General features: G+C 52.9%; 11 protein-coding genes. 7 read left to right on the forward strand and 4 right to left on the reverse strand.

All coding sequences use genetic code 11. The features are described from left to right. Positions 1–348: 348 nt before the first annotated feature. From FT643_RS04815 to FT643_RS04840, 6 genes are read left to right on the forward strand one after another with little or no spacing between them, the layout of a single operon-like run. The gene (locus FT643_RS04815) at positions 349–6543 is read left to right on the forward strand and encodes a type I polyketide synthase (RefSeq protein WP_156869756.1); all 6195 of its coding nucleotides are present in this window, start codon (positions 349–351) and stop codon (positions 6541–6543) included. Between the two features lie 55 nt (positions 6544–6598). Next, on the forward strand, positions 6599–7912 hold the full coding sequence (locus FT643_RS04820) for an aminotransferase class I/II-fold pyridoxal phosphate-dependent enzyme (protein ID WP_198043324.1): 1314 nt from the start codon (positions 6599–6601) through the stop codon (positions 7910–7912). Between the two features lie 49 nt (positions 7913–7961). Then, complete coding sequence (locus tag FT643_RS04825; RefSeq protein ID WP_156869760.1) at positions 7962–8786, forward strand: outer membrane lipoprotein-sorting protein; 825 nt, start codon at positions 7962–7964, stop codon at positions 8784–8786. Next, positions 8783–10009, forward strand: coding sequence for a hypothetical protein (locus tag FT643_RS04830; RefSeq protein ID WP_156869762.1), 1227 nt, complete (start codon positions 8783–8785; stop codon positions 10007–10009). Before FT643_RS04825 ends, FT643_RS04830 begins: the two co-directional genes overlap by 4 nt. A 48-nt stretch (positions 10010–10057) precedes the next feature. Then, positions 10058–12412: an efflux RND transporter permease subunit gene (locus FT643_RS04835; RefSeq protein ID WP_198043325.1), complete on the forward strand. Its 2355-nt coding sequence runs from the start codon at positions 10058–10060 to the stop codon at positions 12410–12412. A 1-nt stretch (position 12413) separates the two neighbouring features. After that, positions 12414–13208 carry a thioesterase II family protein gene (locus tag FT643_RS04840; protein ID WP_156869766.1) on the forward strand — a complete coding sequence of 265 codons (795 nt, stop codon included), beginning with the start codon at positions 12414–12416 and terminating at the stop codon, positions 13206–13208. On the opposite strand, the gene FT643_RS04845 is transcribed toward FT643_RS04840, so the two are convergent. The 4 genes from FT643_RS04845 to sthA form a co-directional block, all read right to left on the reverse strand. Further along, complete coding sequence (locus tag FT643_RS04845) at positions 13177–13668, reverse strand: NADAR family protein (RefSeq protein WP_232339865.1); 492 nt, start codon at positions 13666–13668, stop codon at positions 13177–13179. The genes FT643_RS04840 and FT643_RS04845 overlap by 32 nt on opposite strands. Further along, positions 13653–13928 carry a hypothetical protein gene (locus FT643_RS04850; RefSeq protein WP_156869768.1) on the reverse strand — a complete coding sequence of 92 codons (276 nt, stop codon included), beginning with the start codon at positions 13926–13928 and terminating at the stop codon, positions 13653–13655. The genes FT643_RS04845 and FT643_RS04850 overlap by 16 nt, the downstream gene beginning before the upstream one ends. A 68-nt stretch (positions 13929–13996) precedes the next feature. After that, on the reverse strand, positions 13997–14194 hold the full coding sequence (locus FT643_RS04855; protein WP_156869770.1) for a hypothetical protein: 198 nt from the start codon (positions 14192–14194) through the stop codon (positions 13997–13999). 79 nt (positions 14195–14273) lie between these two features. Then, the gene (sthA, locus tag FT643_RS04860; RefSeq protein WP_156869772.1) at positions 14274–15659 is read right to left on the reverse strand and encodes a Si-specific NAD(P)(+) transhydrogenase; all 1386 of its coding nucleotides are present in this window, start codon (positions 15657–15659) and stop codon (positions 14274–14276) included. Positions 15660–15943: 284 nt separating this feature from the next. Between sthA and pstS the strand changes: the two genes are divergently transcribed. Continuing rightward, positions 15944–17011 (forward strand): phosphate ABC transporter substrate-binding protein PstS, encoded by a 1068-nt coding sequence (gene pstS, locus FT643_RS04865; RefSeq protein WP_156869774.1) that lies wholly within the window; start codon positions 15944–15946, stop codon positions 17009–17011. Positions 17012–17045 lie beyond the last annotated feature (34 nt).

A 17045-nucleotide genomic window follows, 5' to 3' on the forward strand; every position in this document is an offset into this window, starting at 1 on the left:
CTGTGGTTCCCTGATTTCAATTATCGCGCGGGGCACAGTCCGCTGCTTGACCCTGCGCACCGGACACTAGTCATCTTCCGTCAAATGAAGAAAAAGTTTAATTCAACAAAGACCACCTTAAAAGCCAACCTTATCACAGCAGAAACGCTGAATACGGCCGGAAAGTGCCGCACACATACAAAGCAAAAATAGTCCGGCATTATTCTGTGCGAAATTGCCAGAGTAAATTCATCCCACCCTGCAACTTAATGACAGCGACCGTCGTAAATAGGAGTACGACATCGCTACCGAACAGAGACGGTGTATTCGGCTTTTTAATTAATTCACACCCGTTAAAGGATAAACGAGATGATGCGCAATTCGGACAAACCGTTATCAGAGCCTTCCAGCGACAACTGCATTGCTATTATAGGCACTGCCTGCAAATTTCCCGATGGCTCTGCTACACCGGAGCATTACTTTCAGAACCTGCTGACAGGGCGCAACTATGTCAGCAAAGTGCCAATAGACCGATGGTCATTGAACAAATTCCACAACCCTGAGGATGCGTCGGGTAAAGCCTACGTAGACTCAGGTCACTTTCTTCATAACTACGACTTTCGCGCATTCGATGCGGATTTTTTCAATTTTTCACCACGGGAAGTTGAATTCCTTGACCCTCAGCAACGCCTTTTACTGGAGCTAAGCTGGGAGGCAATGGAGTCCGCAGGTTTGAACCCGGAAGCGCTCGCCGGCTCCGATACCGGCGTCTTTGTCGGCGGGTTTACGGTTGATCATTTGCTCAATCAATTCGGCATCGGGGCTCGGGACGCGATCGGTTCACACAGTGCAGCGGGCGCCACACTCACCATGCTATCCAACCGTATTTCCTACGCTTTCGATTTCCACGGTCCGAGTTTTTCAGTGGATACAGCCTGCTCCTCTTCTTTGGTTGCCTTTGCTCAGGCGGTATCTGCCATTAAAACAGGTCAATGTGAAATGGCGCTGGTAGGCGGCGTTAACTTCATGCTACGGCCCGAATATACGATCGCGATGTCCAAGGGACGCTTCCTTGCCAAGGATGGTCGTTCGAAAAGTTTTGACGCGCGCGCCGACGGTTACGGCCGTGGCGAAGGCGGCGGGGTCGTTGTGTTAAAAAGCCTTGCCGCCGCGCACCGCGACAATGACCCGGTATTGGCTATTGTAAGCGGGGTGGGTGTCAACCAGGACGGGCGCACCAGCGGGATAACCGTACCGAACCCGGAAGCGCAACAAGCGCTGATGAATAAAGTGCTGGCCGACAGTGGCTGTGACGCAAAAGATATTACCTATGTCGAAGCTCATGGCACCGGGACCGCTGTAGGGGACCCGTTGGAAACCAAAGCCATCGCCAGCGTATACGGCAGCAACGGCAGCTGCTATGTGGGCTCGGTAAAGGCCAGTATCGGCCACTTGGAAGCCGCTGCGGGTATCGCCAGCGTAATCAAGTCCGTGATGATGTTTCAGCACAATCTCATTCCTCCGGTAGCCGGATTAGAAGAAGTGAATCCAGCCATACCCGAGTCAATTTCGTTACCGAGAATACCGGTTCCTCTCCAAGCGCATAATAAAACCGCAGGCCCATCCACCAAGATTGCAATCAACTCATTCGGGTATGGCGGTACTAACGCCCATTTAATTCTGGCCGCACCGGAAGTCTGTAAGCCACGTCATGAAGAGTTCCTCGCCGCAAAGCCGGGTGCCCGGTTGCTTGCTATTACAGCTCGAGACCAAAGCGCACTACAGGCGCGAGCGGAACAATTTCTTGATCTGCTCAGCTCGGCAAATATTGAACTGGATGATGTTCTTTATACCGCTGCGCAACGTCGCGCTCACTTATCCCATCGGCTGGCGCTTTGGGGTGAAACAAAAGAAGAACTGAAAAACGCGTTGCATCACTATCTGGAGGGCGCTATTCCGGAGGGTGGTTCCGCAGCGGAACGTTCCGGCTCTGGCAACTCGAAGGTCGTTTTTATCTACACCGGCATGGGGCCTCAGTGGCACGGCATGGGCCGTGAACTGTTCCATGAAAACGAGATTTTCCGTACCACCTTATTGGAAGCGGATCGCGTGTTCCAAAGCATCTCCGGATTTTCAATTCTGGAAGAAATGCTCAGGGATGAAGAAGATTCACAGATCAAACGGACCGAGTTCGCCCAACCCGGCAACCTGATGGTGCAAATGGGGCTAACGGCATTACTGAAAGCAGAAGGTATCACGCCCGCTGCGGTTGTGGGTCATTCCGTGGGTGAAGTGGCCTCCGCCTGGGCATCAGGGATGTTAACCCTTGAGGACGCGTTGTTGGTCAGTTACCAGCGCAGCCGGATTCAGGCCACAACGGCAGGAAAGGGCAAGATGCTGGCGCTGGGTGTGACAGAAGCCGAAGCCGCAGAATTGATTGCACCCTACGGGGCTAAAGTGTCCCTTGCGGCGATCAACTCCCCCACCAGCGTCACCATTGCCGGTGACGCAGACAGCCTGGAATGCATCCGGGTTACAGCAACCGAGCGCAAACTGTTTGCGCGGGCACTGGATGTAGCGGTGCCCTATCACAGTCCGGTGATGGAACAGCTGAAACCGGAGCTACGCAAGCACCTAGCAGGCCTGCGTCCGGTGAAGCCTACGACGCCCCTGTATTCAACCGTCACCGGCACTCGAACCGGACAGGCCACCGACACGCGCCTGTTCGATGCGGAATACTGGTGCGACAACGTTCGCGACCCGGTTTATTTTGCCGACGCCTTGCGCTCGGCACTGGCAGACGGGTACACCTTGTTTGTGGAAGTCGGCCCTCACCCTGTACTGCGCCGCGCGATTGAGGATGTATTCAAAGAGCAGGGCTGCGACGCGAATGTAGTTTCGACCCTATGGATGAACAAACCGGAACATACCGCCGTTAAACAAACCATCGCGGACATTTTTACTCACGGTGGACAGGTGGACTGGGCGTTGCGCGAACCCGTCGGCAAGCTAATTCAACTGCCGGGCTATCCATGGCAACGCAAAACCCTGTGGCGCGAATCGTTATGGCAAGCGGAAGACCGGCTTGAGTCACAACAGGATCCACTGTGCAGTGACGACAGGCATGGTGGTAGCCAGGGCGCTGATCTTAACCTCAGCCGTCTAAACTATCTGTTCGATCACAAAGTGGATGGTACGGCCATCATGCCGGCAGCAGGGTTTATTGAGGCACTGTGCCAAAAAGCCCGTCAGTACTGGCCACAACTGGACGAATATAGTGGCTGGACTTTGCGTAATATCGTCATCCAGGAGGCGTTGATTCTGAACCAGGATCGCGCGACTCACCTGACTATCGCTTTCGATGAGTTCACCAACCTGGCCCACCTGATTGCCAATGACGCATTGAATGACAACACTCACGTGGTGCACGCGCAAGCACACCTGTATCCGCTGACAGTGAAACAAACACCCTATCTTAGCGCTAATGTATGGCAGGAATTTGAAGGCGAACCGGTTGCCGTCGATACCCTGTACGAAGAGTTGCAGGCTTTGTCGTTGCAATACGGTCCTGCATTCCGCTCAATCACGGCCTTATCACGAAACAGAGCCCGCGCTGAAGTGCTGGCGTCATTGCAACGGCCCGACTGCGCAGGTGAAGATAGTGCCGTCTACGTTCTGCATCCGGCGCTTCTGGACGGGTGTTTTCAGTCGGCTTTGTGCCTGATGGAGAGTCACGATAACGCTTATCTACCGGTATCACTGGATTCCATTCAAATCTTTGGCTCGGCTCAGGAACGAATTGTCTGCCATGGACGCATTGTTTCCAAAAGTGCCACCCGCATCTTATGCGATTTCGACCTCGCCGATGAACAAGGCAAGATATTTGCCGCTCTCAAAGGGCTCCACTGTGTCGCCCTTCGCGGAGCCCAGACAACGAATCACTTTCCGCAAGGCGACTACCAGCGTATCTGGAACCCTCTGCCACCACTGCAAACGATCGATCAACAGGTTGGGATGCTTACTATTATTGCTAACCCGGCTGATCGTCTGGCGGATGCACTTGCTGAAGTCTGCAGCAGTGTCGGCACCGGGTTTCAGCGCTTCGCCATCAGCGAGCTAAACCATCCAGCGGCCTTAGACGCCACAACCCACATCGCGGTTATTTCAGATGCAGGATTACACACTGCAGCGGACTCAACCGGTCAAAAAAGTGTGGAAAACCTGCTGCTGTTAGTGCAGGAATTCATTCACCGCGAGCAAACTTGCAAGCTGCGGGTAATCACACGTCAGGCGGCTTCGGTGGTAGCAGATGACCTGGTTGTTCCCGCACAAACCGCAGTGGCGGGTTTTGCCAGAGTCGTTCGCAACGAACAGGCAAACCTGCATGCGGCCCTGATCGACGTCGCGCCGGAAGAGGACCTGTTCCACCAGGCTCAATGCCTGTTTGCGGAAATTCTGAATGCGGACTCCATTGACGAAGTTGCGCTGCGCAAAGGCCAACGCTACGGGGTTGAACTAATACGCTCCGCCGCGCTGCAACAGCAGCACAGCACGCAGGTCGATAACGTCGCCGAGTCACCCGTTCTCTTCGTGCAACCGGACCCGAATCATACCGGCGAAAACCACAGCGGATTGCGGGCAAAAATAGTACCGGATGAGGTTGCAGTCGCGGACAATGCGTATCGGATTGAAGTTACCCGTCTGGCTTTCCGTTCCGGCAAGGACGATTTGCTCGCCATCTGCGGCATCGTTTCCCAGGCTGGCTGCGACACCACTTTATTCCAGTCCGGCGACACTGTGTGCGGACTGATTCCCTGCCGCCCGGCATCGCGGGTTGTGGTTGCAGAACCGGATGCGATTCTCGTTAAAACCGCAAACCCGTCCGATCATTCTCTTTTGACGGAATCGGCTTTGCCGGCAACCGCACTGGTGATTGAAGCACAGGCGCTATTGATCCTGCACTCCTGTGAAATCCCGCCCGATGCATTGGTGCTGCTGGATAACAGTGCACTGGGAGAGGCGCTGCATCGCCGTCTGACCCGCAGCGGCGCAACCGTGATTCCTTTCAGTACCTACGATACAACGTCCGATACCCGCTTTGATTTGATCGCAGGCCCTCTTGCCCAATGGAGCAAACAGGTGGGCTTCAGCGGCCTGCAGGACGGAGGCTGCTTGGTGGACATCAGTGAGACTGAAACACCTTTTGCCATTCCCCGGCACTGTGCTCAGTTCATTCGAGTGCCCACTGATTTAGCAGCCATGAAAAAGAACCGCCATTTCATGCCGGCCCTGGAACGTGTGGTCGAGGAAGCCCAGACCGGTGATCTGCCGTTACCGGCAGAAGTAACAATTAATGACGTACTACAGCAGACTGGCAAGCTCGATTCAGCGGCCTGGATTGAAGTCCGGATACAAGGCCAGCAAGCGCCGTTCGCCGCCGTCATTCCCGAGCTGCCGCGCTTTTCAAAACAGGGTGTTTATCTGGTTACCGGTGGCTTCAGCGGACTCGGTGCCCAGCTGGCACAGTGGCTGGCCTGCAACGGCGCTGGCCACATTGCTCTGGTCGGACGCCGCGGCTTGGCATCACCCGGCGCCGATGAGTTGATTCTCAACTTGCAGCAACACGGAGCCATTGTTCGAGGCTACGCTGTGGATATGGCAGATACCGCTGCCGTACATCAACTGATGCACTCACTTTGTTTTGGTGATCTCCCATTAAAAGGCGTATTCCACGCCGCCGGTGTGCTCGAAGATCAGTTAGTGTCAGAACTGAAAAAAGAGGACATCGCCAAAGTGATGGAAGTAAAAGCCGGCGGTGCGCATAGCCTCCACTGCTGCCTGCAGGAAATGCAAACCGAAGTGGAACACTTTGTGTTGTTTTCTTCCATCGCCAATCTGGTCGGAAACAGTCGCCAGGCCAACTATTGTGCCGCCAACGGTTTTCTTGACGGCCTGGCGCATCAACGTCGGGCAATGGGATTAAACGCGCTCAGCATCAACTTCGGCGCCATTGCGGAAGTGGGCATGCTCGAAGGTGACGACCGCGTTGGTCAACACCTCACCCAAATCGGATTGGCGCCTCTGCCAGTGGATATTGCATTACGCGGCCTGGGCGTTGCGCTGATGCAAAAGCAAACCCAGATTGCCATCGCAGAGAACATTGCCTGGGAACGCTGGGCTGCCTATGAAGTGGTGGGCGGCGCATCCGCGACGTTCAGCAAGCTGGTGGAACAATGCAGGAACGCTCAGGGCGGAGACGCTTCATTGGTCGATCAACTTCATCTTGCGGTAAAAACCATGCCGGAGGACGAAGGCCGCGACACTCTGCGGGCCCTGATTGCCGACGTTATCGCATTAACACTGAAAACGTCGGCTGACCGTCTTAAACCCGATCTGGCGTTTGATGCTTTTGGTGTGGACTCACTGATGTCCACTGAAATTCAGGTTCAGTTAGATCAAGCCATTGGCATCAACTACTCGGTGGTGGAATTGCTGGGCCACTCCACCATCAACAGTCTGGTTGATAAAGCCTTCAATGAAATCAATACCGATGCGACTCAATAGCCGCGCGGTATCCGACAGGTTAATACCCCACTACCGAACCAAAGAGAGAATTGAAATGACGACTCAAAACACATCCATCGATAACTTACTCAGTCAGATCCGCTCTAAAATGGGCTCTACGCCGATCCGGGACCAGAGCCAAAGCAACGCAATACTTAGCCTGGAAGCGTACGTAGAGGACTATGCAGAGTACGCCCTTTTGCAACGTATTCATTCCCTATATCACCGGGACTCCGCGTTGCGAAACCCCTACTTTCAACCACGTAGCGGCACTGTATCCAGCGTGCTGCAGATTGAAAACAAGGATTATGTCACCTTTTCTAATTATAACTATCTCGGACTATCCAACGACGCCAGAGTAAAAGCCGCCGCTTGCGAAGCAATTGAAACTTACGGCACTCATGCCGGCGCTGCACGTATGGTGGGTGGCGAAATTGAACTGCACCGCGAACTGGAACAGGCGCTGGCGGAATTCACCGGGTTTGAAGCCACCGCGGTGGCCGTCGGTGGCTATAGCACCAACGTCTCTGCCATTGGTTACCTGCTCGATAAGCGGGATCTGATCATTCACGATGAATACATGCATAACAGTGGCGTTATGGGGGCGGTTATGTCCGGCGCCAAACGTATTGCCTTTCCGCACAATAATATGGACGCCCTAAAACGACTATTGGAAGACAATCGCAGTCAACACCGCAAAACCGTAATCCTGGTCGAAGGCGCTTACAGCATGGACGGTGATCTGATCAATTTGCCTGCGGTGGTTGAATTGAAAAATCAATTCAATGCCTGGCTTATCATTGACGAAGCCCATTCCTGTGGCACCGTCGGTGCCAGCGGCCGGGGCGTATGCGAACACTTCAATGTACCGGTATCCGAAGTGGAATTAATCGTCGGCACGCTATCGAAAAGTTTTGCCAGCTGCGGCGGGTTTTTAGCCGGATCAAAAAAATTAATCGAACTGTTACATCACTTCTGCCCCGGACTTTTGTTGTATAGCACAGGCATCAGCCCTGCCAATGCAGCAGCGGCGTTGGCCGCAGTACGCATTGCAACGGCGGAACCGGAACGGGTTACGAGGCTACAAAACAATGCCGTTTTGTTCAAACAATTAGCTCAGCAGAAGGGTCTGGACTGCCGTACTTGTATACCCGGTGTGCCGATCGTACCCATGATGATTGAAGATGAAAAAGCCCTCCAACTGATGTCATTGCTTTTGGAGAACCAGTTTATTGCTCACGCAGTCATGCACCCGGTTGTACCCAGGGAAGCAGCTCGCCTGCGTTGCTTTATCAGCGCCGATCACGAAGAAAGCCAGATGATCCGCATGCTGGATATCATCGCCCGCGAAACGTCGGGCAATCATTAATCGGAAGCTCATTGAGCTAAACACTCACCCGTTTTTAAAGGATTAAATTATGTTTAAGTTAACTCAATTCAAACAAACACAGTGCGCGTTCATCATCTCTTCACTGTTGGCGGCATCAACCACCATGGCCAATACCAGCACCACCGACAAGGCGGCACGAGGCAGCGAAATCGCAAGCAGTGTCGACCGCCATGACGCCGGATTTGAAGACTATGTCGTGACCGGTAAAATGACCGTGAAGCGACCCGGCGGCATCAGCGCCACTCGGGAATTTGAAATGAACACACTGGAACTGCGAGACGATGGCGATAAACGCCTGGTGGTATTTTCACAACCCAGAGATCTGGCCGGGTTTGTTTCACTGACACACACCCACCCCAGTGCGCCGGACGATCAGTGGATTTTTCTGCCGGCAACCAGCCGCTCCAAGCGCCTGGCCTCACGCGATAAAACCGGTTCGTTCGCTGGATCCGAGTTTGCCTATGAAGATATCGCCACCTGGGAGCTTTCGAACTACCACTATGAATTTATCCAGGACGAACCTTGTGGAGAACCGGTAACCACCTGCCACACCATCGCAAACATTCCCAAATACACGTACTCCGGCTATGAAAAACTGGTGGAAACCATTGATCCGCGCATCTGGCAACCGGTGCGTATCGTCTATTTTGATCGCCAGGGTCGTGAGCTAAAACGCCTGGAGTTTTTTGACTATCAGGAATACGAGGGCAAACACTGGCGCCCCGGCCGTATCGTGATGACCAACGCACACGATGGTTCGGAATCGGAAATCCTATGGCAAAACTATCGCTTTAAAACCGGTTTGCGCGATGCGGACCTGCGCGAAGCCCGTCTGGAGTATTGGTCGCGATGAAACGGCCCGCGCTCGCGACAAAAGCGCTGCCTTATGCAGCGCTTTTACCACCACTGCTGTTATCGCCGTTGCTTTTGGTTTCCAATTTGGGTGCGGCCCAGACACCGAGGGGGAACATCGGTTTCGATGCAATGTATTTTGCCGAGCAGCCCCTGCTTCCCGATCAAAGCGGACAATCGGTGCAACCGGGTCTGTCCGGCGATCTGGATTGGTCAACCGATCTGTCCGACGATATACGAGTGGATCTCGGCACCCGTCTACACATCACACCCGATGCAGAAAACGAGGTTACTGGTGATGTAAAAGAAGCAGTTTTTCTAACACGGGTAAAGGCGTTTGATATCAAGCTCGGTGTATTGCAGGAAAACTGGAGAGTACTTGAAGCCTGGAGTCCGGTGGATCTGGTAAACCAGCGGGATATGGTTGAGGACTTCCGCGGCAAGGTCAAATTGGGGCAGCCGGGTGTTTCGGTAAATACGTTCTATAACGACGTTGTTTTCACTGCTTTGGCGTTACCGTACACCCGGGAGAGACGCATAGCAGACGGCAGCGACCGGCTCAGAACACTGCCCGCTCCATTATTGGACAGCACCTTTGAAAACGGACAATCCGATATCGGTTTTGCACTCCGCCTGCAGTACCGAATCGGGGACTTTGACTTGGGCTTATCCCGCTACCAGGGACATACCCGTGAACCGCTCTACCAACCGGTTTTTCAGAATTCGACACTAAGCGGATTTAACGAACGGTATGAAGACATCGCTCAAACCGGTTTGGAATTGCAATACGTAGTGGGCGACACGGTGCTGAAAGCCGAAGTAATTTATCAATCCGGTGCCACAGACAGCTTCGTCGGCAGTGGCATCGGTTCCGAAACCACCTTTAACCAGATCGGTAATGGTTTCGATTCCATTACGGTTTACGCCGAGGGTTATTATGACACTCGCAATGACGCGGCACCGCTAACGCCGTTTCAGCGGGATGTGTTTGTCGGCCTGCGCTATAACACCAATGACGTAAACGACTCACTGTTGGACCTTCGCTACACCCACGATTTCGAATTCGATTCAGATCTGATTGAGCTCCGCGCCTCCCGGCGTCTGGGCAGCTCACACACACTTTCCGCACAAATTCTTTTACCGCTGTCGGTGTCTGAGGATCCCGCGTTACGAGGATTTAAGCAAGACAAGTACTTTCAGCTCAGCTGGGTCTGGTACTGGTAAACGTTAAACCAATTTTAAAAACATATTGTTAATAGGGAGATGACGAAAATGAGTAACACGATCCAAACCAAACTGAACAAGGCTGTTTTTTGCTATGCCACCTGGCTAGTAAAAAATCCCGCGAAGGTACTTCTGGGTTCGTTGATATTGGCACTGATATTTATGTCCGGTCTGTCACAGCTTACATTCAGAAGTGATAACCGGGTGTTCTTTGCCGACAACAACCCGGACCTGATTCAGCTAGAACAGTTTGAACAGTTTTATGGCCGCGATGATAATTTAATTATTGTTATAAAAGCCGAAACCGGCGACCTGTTTACCCCGCAACGGCTGGCCGCTATCAACACCATAACCGATGCCGCCTGGACGTTGCCCGATATCAAACGCGTAGATTCGGTCACTAACTTTCAGCGGGTTCGCGCGCTGGGCGACGATATTGAAATTGACCACCTGGCGCGCGCCGGTGATGTATTAACGGTGAGCGAGGCGAAACAACTCAAAGCCGATGCCGCACTGGAACCGCTATTACAAGATCGCCTGCTTTCGCAAGACGCTACGCTGGGCCTTATTGTTGCGCAATTCCGTTTTCAAGCCGATACCGCATCCGCTCAGTCGGAAGCCGCCATGGCGGCTGGCCACAAGCTACTTGAACAATACCAAAAAGCTTATCCTGAACTAGAGCTGGGCTTGTCCGGTTCGGTGGCGCTGGACCATGCATTTGTGGAAGCCAGTACCTTCGATAGCTCGGTTTTATTACCAATTATGGTCATTGCATTATTGCTCATCATTGCATTCTCTCTGCGCTCCGCCGCCGGTGCCTTCGCCACGTTTCTGGTGATTGCATTCAGTACCCTATGTGCTCTGGGCTTAGCTGCCTTAATGGGGGTTCCTCTTTCATCGCCCAGTGTCATTGCACCCAATATTATCCTTACGCTGGCAACCTGTGATTGTATTCATATGTGCGCCGGAATGAAGCGGCTACGCGGTGCCGGATACGATAAACACGAGTCCGTAAAAAGATCGCTGCTCGAATGCTGGTGGCCCGTAACATTGACCACGATTACCACTGCAGTGGGATTCCTGACGCTGGTGTTCAGCGCAGTACCGCCGTTTGCACATCTGGGCATCATTGTTGCTATCGGCTGTCTGATGGCCTGGCTATTTTCCGTGACCTTCTTTCCCGCCCTACTCTGTCTATTGCCCTGGCGTGGCAGAACGGCGTCTCTTCCTGCCGAACAGTTCAGCGCGAGCATCGCCCGGCTGGTAACACGCAAACCACTTTTTATCGTCACCACCGTCTGCGTTGCTACTGTCACTCTGGGCACCCTGGCCTTTACTAACGTACTGGATGATCGCTACGTCCGCTACTTCGATCAAAGTTACGATTTTCGCGTGGCCACGGACCGGATGAACGAAGATCTCGGCGGATTTTATGTGCTTGAGTTTTCTCTGGACTCGCAACAAGCGGGCGGTATTTCAAGCCCACAATACCTGCAACAAGTGGATGCATTTGCCCAGTGGTTACGAACACAGCCGGGCGTGACCCATGTACACGGGCTACCGGATATAATGAAAACCATCAACCGGGCGATGCAGGGTGGCGCAAGCTCCGAGTTCCGGCTTCCGGCAAACCAGGACCTGGCAGCCCAATATCTGGCGCTGTATGAAATGTCCTTGCCCTTTGGCAGCGACCTCCGCAATCAGCTAACGGCAGACAAACGCTATGCACGCCTTTCGGTCAGCCTGAACGACATTTCCACCGGAGAAATGACGGATCTGCAACAACGAGCGGAAGCCTGGGCATCCCGTCATACCAAACTGATTGCTGACTCTGCAAACGCCACCGGCACTTCTATTTTGTTTGCTCATATCGGCAACCGCAATATCACGGAAATGCTCCGCGGTATGGCCATCGGTGTTGGGGTAGTCTGGCTGATTTTTATTTTGGCATTCCGGTCACTCTCTCTGAGTCTGATCGGAACTATCGCCAACTTTGCACCCTGTCTGGCCACACTGGGCATCTGGGCTTTGATCAACGGCGAAGTGGGCATGGCGGTGGCCACCGTCGCGTCGGTTACTTTTGGTATTGTGGTTGACGCCACCATTCACATGCTAACCGCTTATTCCCGATTGCGAAGGGAAAGCAATCTTAGCTCAGCCGCCGCTGTGCAGGGCACATTCCAAAACGTTGGGCCGGGACTGATCGCCATGACCCTGTCCCTTGCTACCGGCTTTATTTGCCTGGCGTTCTCAGGATTCCAGATCAATGCCTGGATGGGAATGATGGCCGCGCTCACCATTGTCGTGGCGTTAATATTCGACCTGTTGTTTATACCTGCATTATTACTGGTATTGAAACCGGACCATAAAGCTGCCCCCGTAACGGTATTGGAGGCGCCATAAAATGAATAACTCTGCCTTTTTTGTAACTCCGAAAAAAACACCCGGCGCCGCTGTTCGCTTGTTCTGTTTTCCTTTCGCAGGTGGCGATATCGCCACCTATCTGCCCTGGCTGGAATTACTGGATCCACGTCTTGAGCTTGTTATTGTTCAATTACCCGGGCGCGGCAAAAGGCAACACGAGAAGCCCTTTACTCAAATGGAACCCTTGGTGGATGCCCTTTTTGCTGCGATGTTTTCCGCCATTGACAAGCCCTTTGCTTTCTTCGGTCACAGCATGGGCAGTAAAATTGCGTTTGAATTGGCAAAACGCCTGCAACAGAATCAATTTCCATGCCCGCGCCACTTTTTTGCTTCGGGCTGCGCTTCGCCCTGCTTATCGCGCCGAATTGCGCCGGTTCACCGCTTGCCCGATACCGCCTTCATCCAACGCCTAACTCAGCTTTCAGGCGTTCCGCAGGCCGTACTCGACAACCGGGAACTGATGCAGTTTTTATTACCAATGCTAAGGGCTGACTTTAAACTGGTGGAAACGTACGCTGGCAAAGCCGACACGAAAATCCCCTCCCGGATAACACCGCTGGGAGGGGCAAACGATGTTCTGGTGGACACAGACGAATTGCAACAGTGGACTGACCATTTTGAACAGTCGAACGCGGTTCGCGTCTTCCAGGGGGGGCATTTTTATCTACATCAATTTAGTAACGAGGTGACGCAGACGATCAACTCGACGCTGTTTCAGAATATCGAGCACAATGACACCGCGCTTATGCCGCAGGCTGTCGCAGCTTGTCCCTGATGTTCATCAACACCTCACCGTATTTATTATTACCGCGGCGATCACGGCCGCACCCCCAGAAATAGTCGTATGCGCTGTTCTCTACTAGTTTTTTATCTGCTGTGGCCAGCAGTTCATCGGCCACATTTGAATAACTCATACATTTGGTATAGACAGCGCGAGTCATATAAACGACCTTCACCTTTGCCCAATCTTTACGTGGCTTTCTTAACCACTTACGGCCAAGTTTTCGCGCTTGCTTGGGCGTTTCCGTCAAACGGATCTTCTCCTGCCAGCTTTCGTCTTCGAATTTCATGGCCTGATAGTAGTGCTCCACTGTGGGCCACTGCTTACCCTCCAGCTTAAAAGGATGGTCCGACCAGGCCCCCAGATTCTGGTTAGCATCGGCACGAGAAAAATAAATTGAGTTGGTATCGGTTTCCGCAAACAGCCCGCCAGACATAATTAGCGACTGCCCCATATTTTGGCCACGGCTCTATCATTACCCAACAGCCCCACGGTCAGGCCGACAAAACTGACCAGCCCAAACACAACGGCGGGGAACAGGTAACCGACGTCTCCGCCCCGATTGATCACCAAGACCAGACTGGCAAGGCCAAAGAAAAGCGCACTAAGAAATATCAGAATTTTGCGATGGGAAGGCTGGTAGACGTACTCGTCGCTGCCTGATTCAAAGGCTTTCAGAATGGGTGAAAAGAGTTTTCTTAGCGGTTGCTTCATGATCTCAGACGGGATAATGGGATTGCCATTCAGTTTACCCGCCTGGATGTCCGCTTACCAGCCGCGGCTTATTTGGTCCATTTTTGGCGCAAGTGGTCGAGGCCAATGTCATGCACTGTGTAGCCCTCGGGATGAGTCTGGTTCTGAATCAGCGTACTTAGTTGCGGGTATTTGTGTTTCGGCAGAAAGCGCAGCAACCGGGCACGCATCCGCAACATCCTCTCCACCCGGCGACGGGTGCCCGCACCGGGGACGGGGTAGTTCATCGCCGTTAACAAATACATTCATCCTGGAGAGGTGATCCGCTTAGTTTGGCCCTGTGCGCGCTCAATCAAGTAAGCAGCCTCAGCCGTGCATACGATTCCAGGCGTCCAGCGCAGCCACCTTGTATGCTTCCGCGAAGGTCGGATAATTGAATACTGCACCGACCAGATAGTCCAGCCCTCCGCCCAGAGCAATCACCGCTTGCCCGATATGAACCAACTCTGTTGCCGCATCCCCGACGATATGAACACCCAGCAAGCGTTCATCTTCGAGACTGAAAAGCAACTTAAGCAAGCCGTCTGCGCCGCCCTGAATCTGACCTCTGGCAATTTCATTCAGGCGTGCCATACCACATTCGTAGCGCACGCCTTCGTTACGCAATTGTTGCTCCGTCTTACCCACCATACTGATCTGGGGAACGGAATATATGCCGTAGGGATAAAGTTCATGGTGATTATCAAGGGGACGGCCAAAGGCATGACAGGCCGCTCTGCGCCCCTGCTCAGCCGATGTTGACGCCAATGCCGGAAAGCCGATCAGATCGCCCACTGCATAGATATGGGGTATTTCTGTGCGGAAATGCGGATCCACACGCAAACGACCTTTTTCGTCAGCGGACAGGTTAACATTCTCTAGCCCCAGCTTATCCGTGTTCCCGATTCGCCCGGCGGTCACCATCACCCCCTCACTGACAATGCGTCTTCCGCTGTTCAACAGGATTTCCACTTTGCCATCAATATTCTGCAGGGTTTCTATTCTGTCACCCAGTCGCAGGCTGATACCGTGATGAATCAGCTCATGCTTGAAGTGATCAATAATATCTTCATCCAGAAAATCCAAAATTGCGTTACGACCGTCCACCAAGGTTACCTTGATATTCAAAGCACTGAAGATCGTCGCATATTCAACTCCAATCACACCGGCCCCGACCACCGTCAACGTGCGAGGCAAATGCTTTAATTTCAAGATGCCATCACTATCAAAAATAGTGCGATCATCAAAGGCAAATTCTTCCGGCCGGCTCGGCACCGTACCCGTTGCCAAAATGATATAGTCCGCGCTGTAACAGGCGCTTGCGCCCGAGGCTTCGTCTACCCTGATTGTGTGGTCATCAACAAATGCTGCGTGGCCGGAGATCAGGTGAACCCGATTTCGTTCGAGCTGGTGGCGGATGATTTCAATTTGTTGATTGACTGTCAAATTCAGCCGGTGCATCAGGTCTTCCAGGGTAATATCCTGTTTCACCCGATAACTTTGTCCATACAGGGCTTTCTGTCGCCACCCACTCATAAACAGGACTGTTTCACGCAGTGTCTTACTGGGAATGGTGCCGGTGTGGGCCGTTACCCCTCCCAATACAGTCTGTCGTTCAACCAAGGCAACGTTCTTGCCAATTTTTGCAGCCTGAATAGCGGCCCGCTGACCGCCCGGCCCACTGCCGATGACAATAAGATCAAAATGCAGCATACACCCCCCTAACACAGCTATAAACGTTGGTAGAGCGCCGTTATTAGATTGTTGGAAAACCTCTGTTCTATCACGCTTTTATGACAGTATGATTCAGCGCAGCGGCCACCGCTTACCCATCACTTGCCCTTATTGGCCGCCAGATTTATCCCCCCCAAATTCGACTGTCATCGTTACGACATGTTGGCGCAATAAACTTGGTCGTTCACGGATGATAATTTGCGCGTTTTCAGTTAGGCCCCATTTCATAAGACCATGTTCCGCTTTCGATTTTCATAGACCATATGAAGGAGTTCTCTGTGAGTAAGATAAAAACAACCGCTTCAATTCTTTGTGCCCTGTGGCTTGGATTACTGGGCAATCAGGCCTCTGCCGAAGTACGTATGCAAGGGTCCGGCGCCAGCTTTCCCTTTCCTATTTATTCAAAATGGTTTCGCGACTTCAGCAAAGCCAACGACAACGTCCGGGTTGACTACCAATCCAAAGGCAGTGGCGCCGGCATCCAGGATTTCACTAACCAGGTCGTCGATTTTGCTGGCAGTGATGCCGCCATGAACGATGAAGAGATCGGTCAGACGAAAAAAGGGGTAGTGTTACTGCCGATCACTGCTGGTGAAATCGTGCTGACTTACAACCTTCCCGGGGTAAAAGAGTTAAAACTTCCCCGCGATGTATACCCGCTGATTTTTACCGGAGAAGTTACTCAGTGGAACGACCCGCGTATCGCGAACGCAAATCCGGGCACCAAACTTCCCGACAAGAAAATCACGGTGGTGGTACGCTCCGACTCGTCCGGCACCACCTATGTGTTCACCGGCCATCTGGCCACCATCAATTCAGCCTTTAAAGACAAAGTGGGTCAGGGAAAATCGCCGCAATGGCCCGGCAAAACCCACTTTGTTAAGTCCCCTAAAAACGATGGTATTACTGCTACCGTGAAACAAACACCTGGAGCCATAGGTTATATCGAATACGGCTATGCGAAACTGACCGGCGCACCCAGTGCTCTACTGGAAAATAAATCCGGCAAATTCGTACAACCCAGTGACCAGTCCGGTTCCGCCGCGCTGGCCAGCGCAGAGTTTCCTGATGGCACACTACCAGGTAGCGATGATGTTCCCGATCTGCGGGCCTGGGTATTCGATCCCAAGGGCGCTGATGCCTACCCCATTGCATCATTCACTTGGCTGATGTTCCCTAAGGATATGCCGGACGACAAAGCAAAAGCAGCCCGTGATCTGGTTGAATACTGCCTCACGGAAGGACAGGAAAGTGCCAGCTCACTGGGTTATGTACCCCTGCCCGATAACGTACGTGAAACAGTTCGCAAAGCGGCACAACTGATTCAATAACCCCAATACACTAGCGGACGGCAGTGATGCGTCC

This window comes from Ketobacter sp. MCCC 1A13808, from assembly GCF_009746715.1.
Classification (GTDB): domain Bacteria; phylum Pseudomonadota; class Gammaproteobacteria; order Pseudomonadales; family Ketobacteraceae; genus Ketobacter.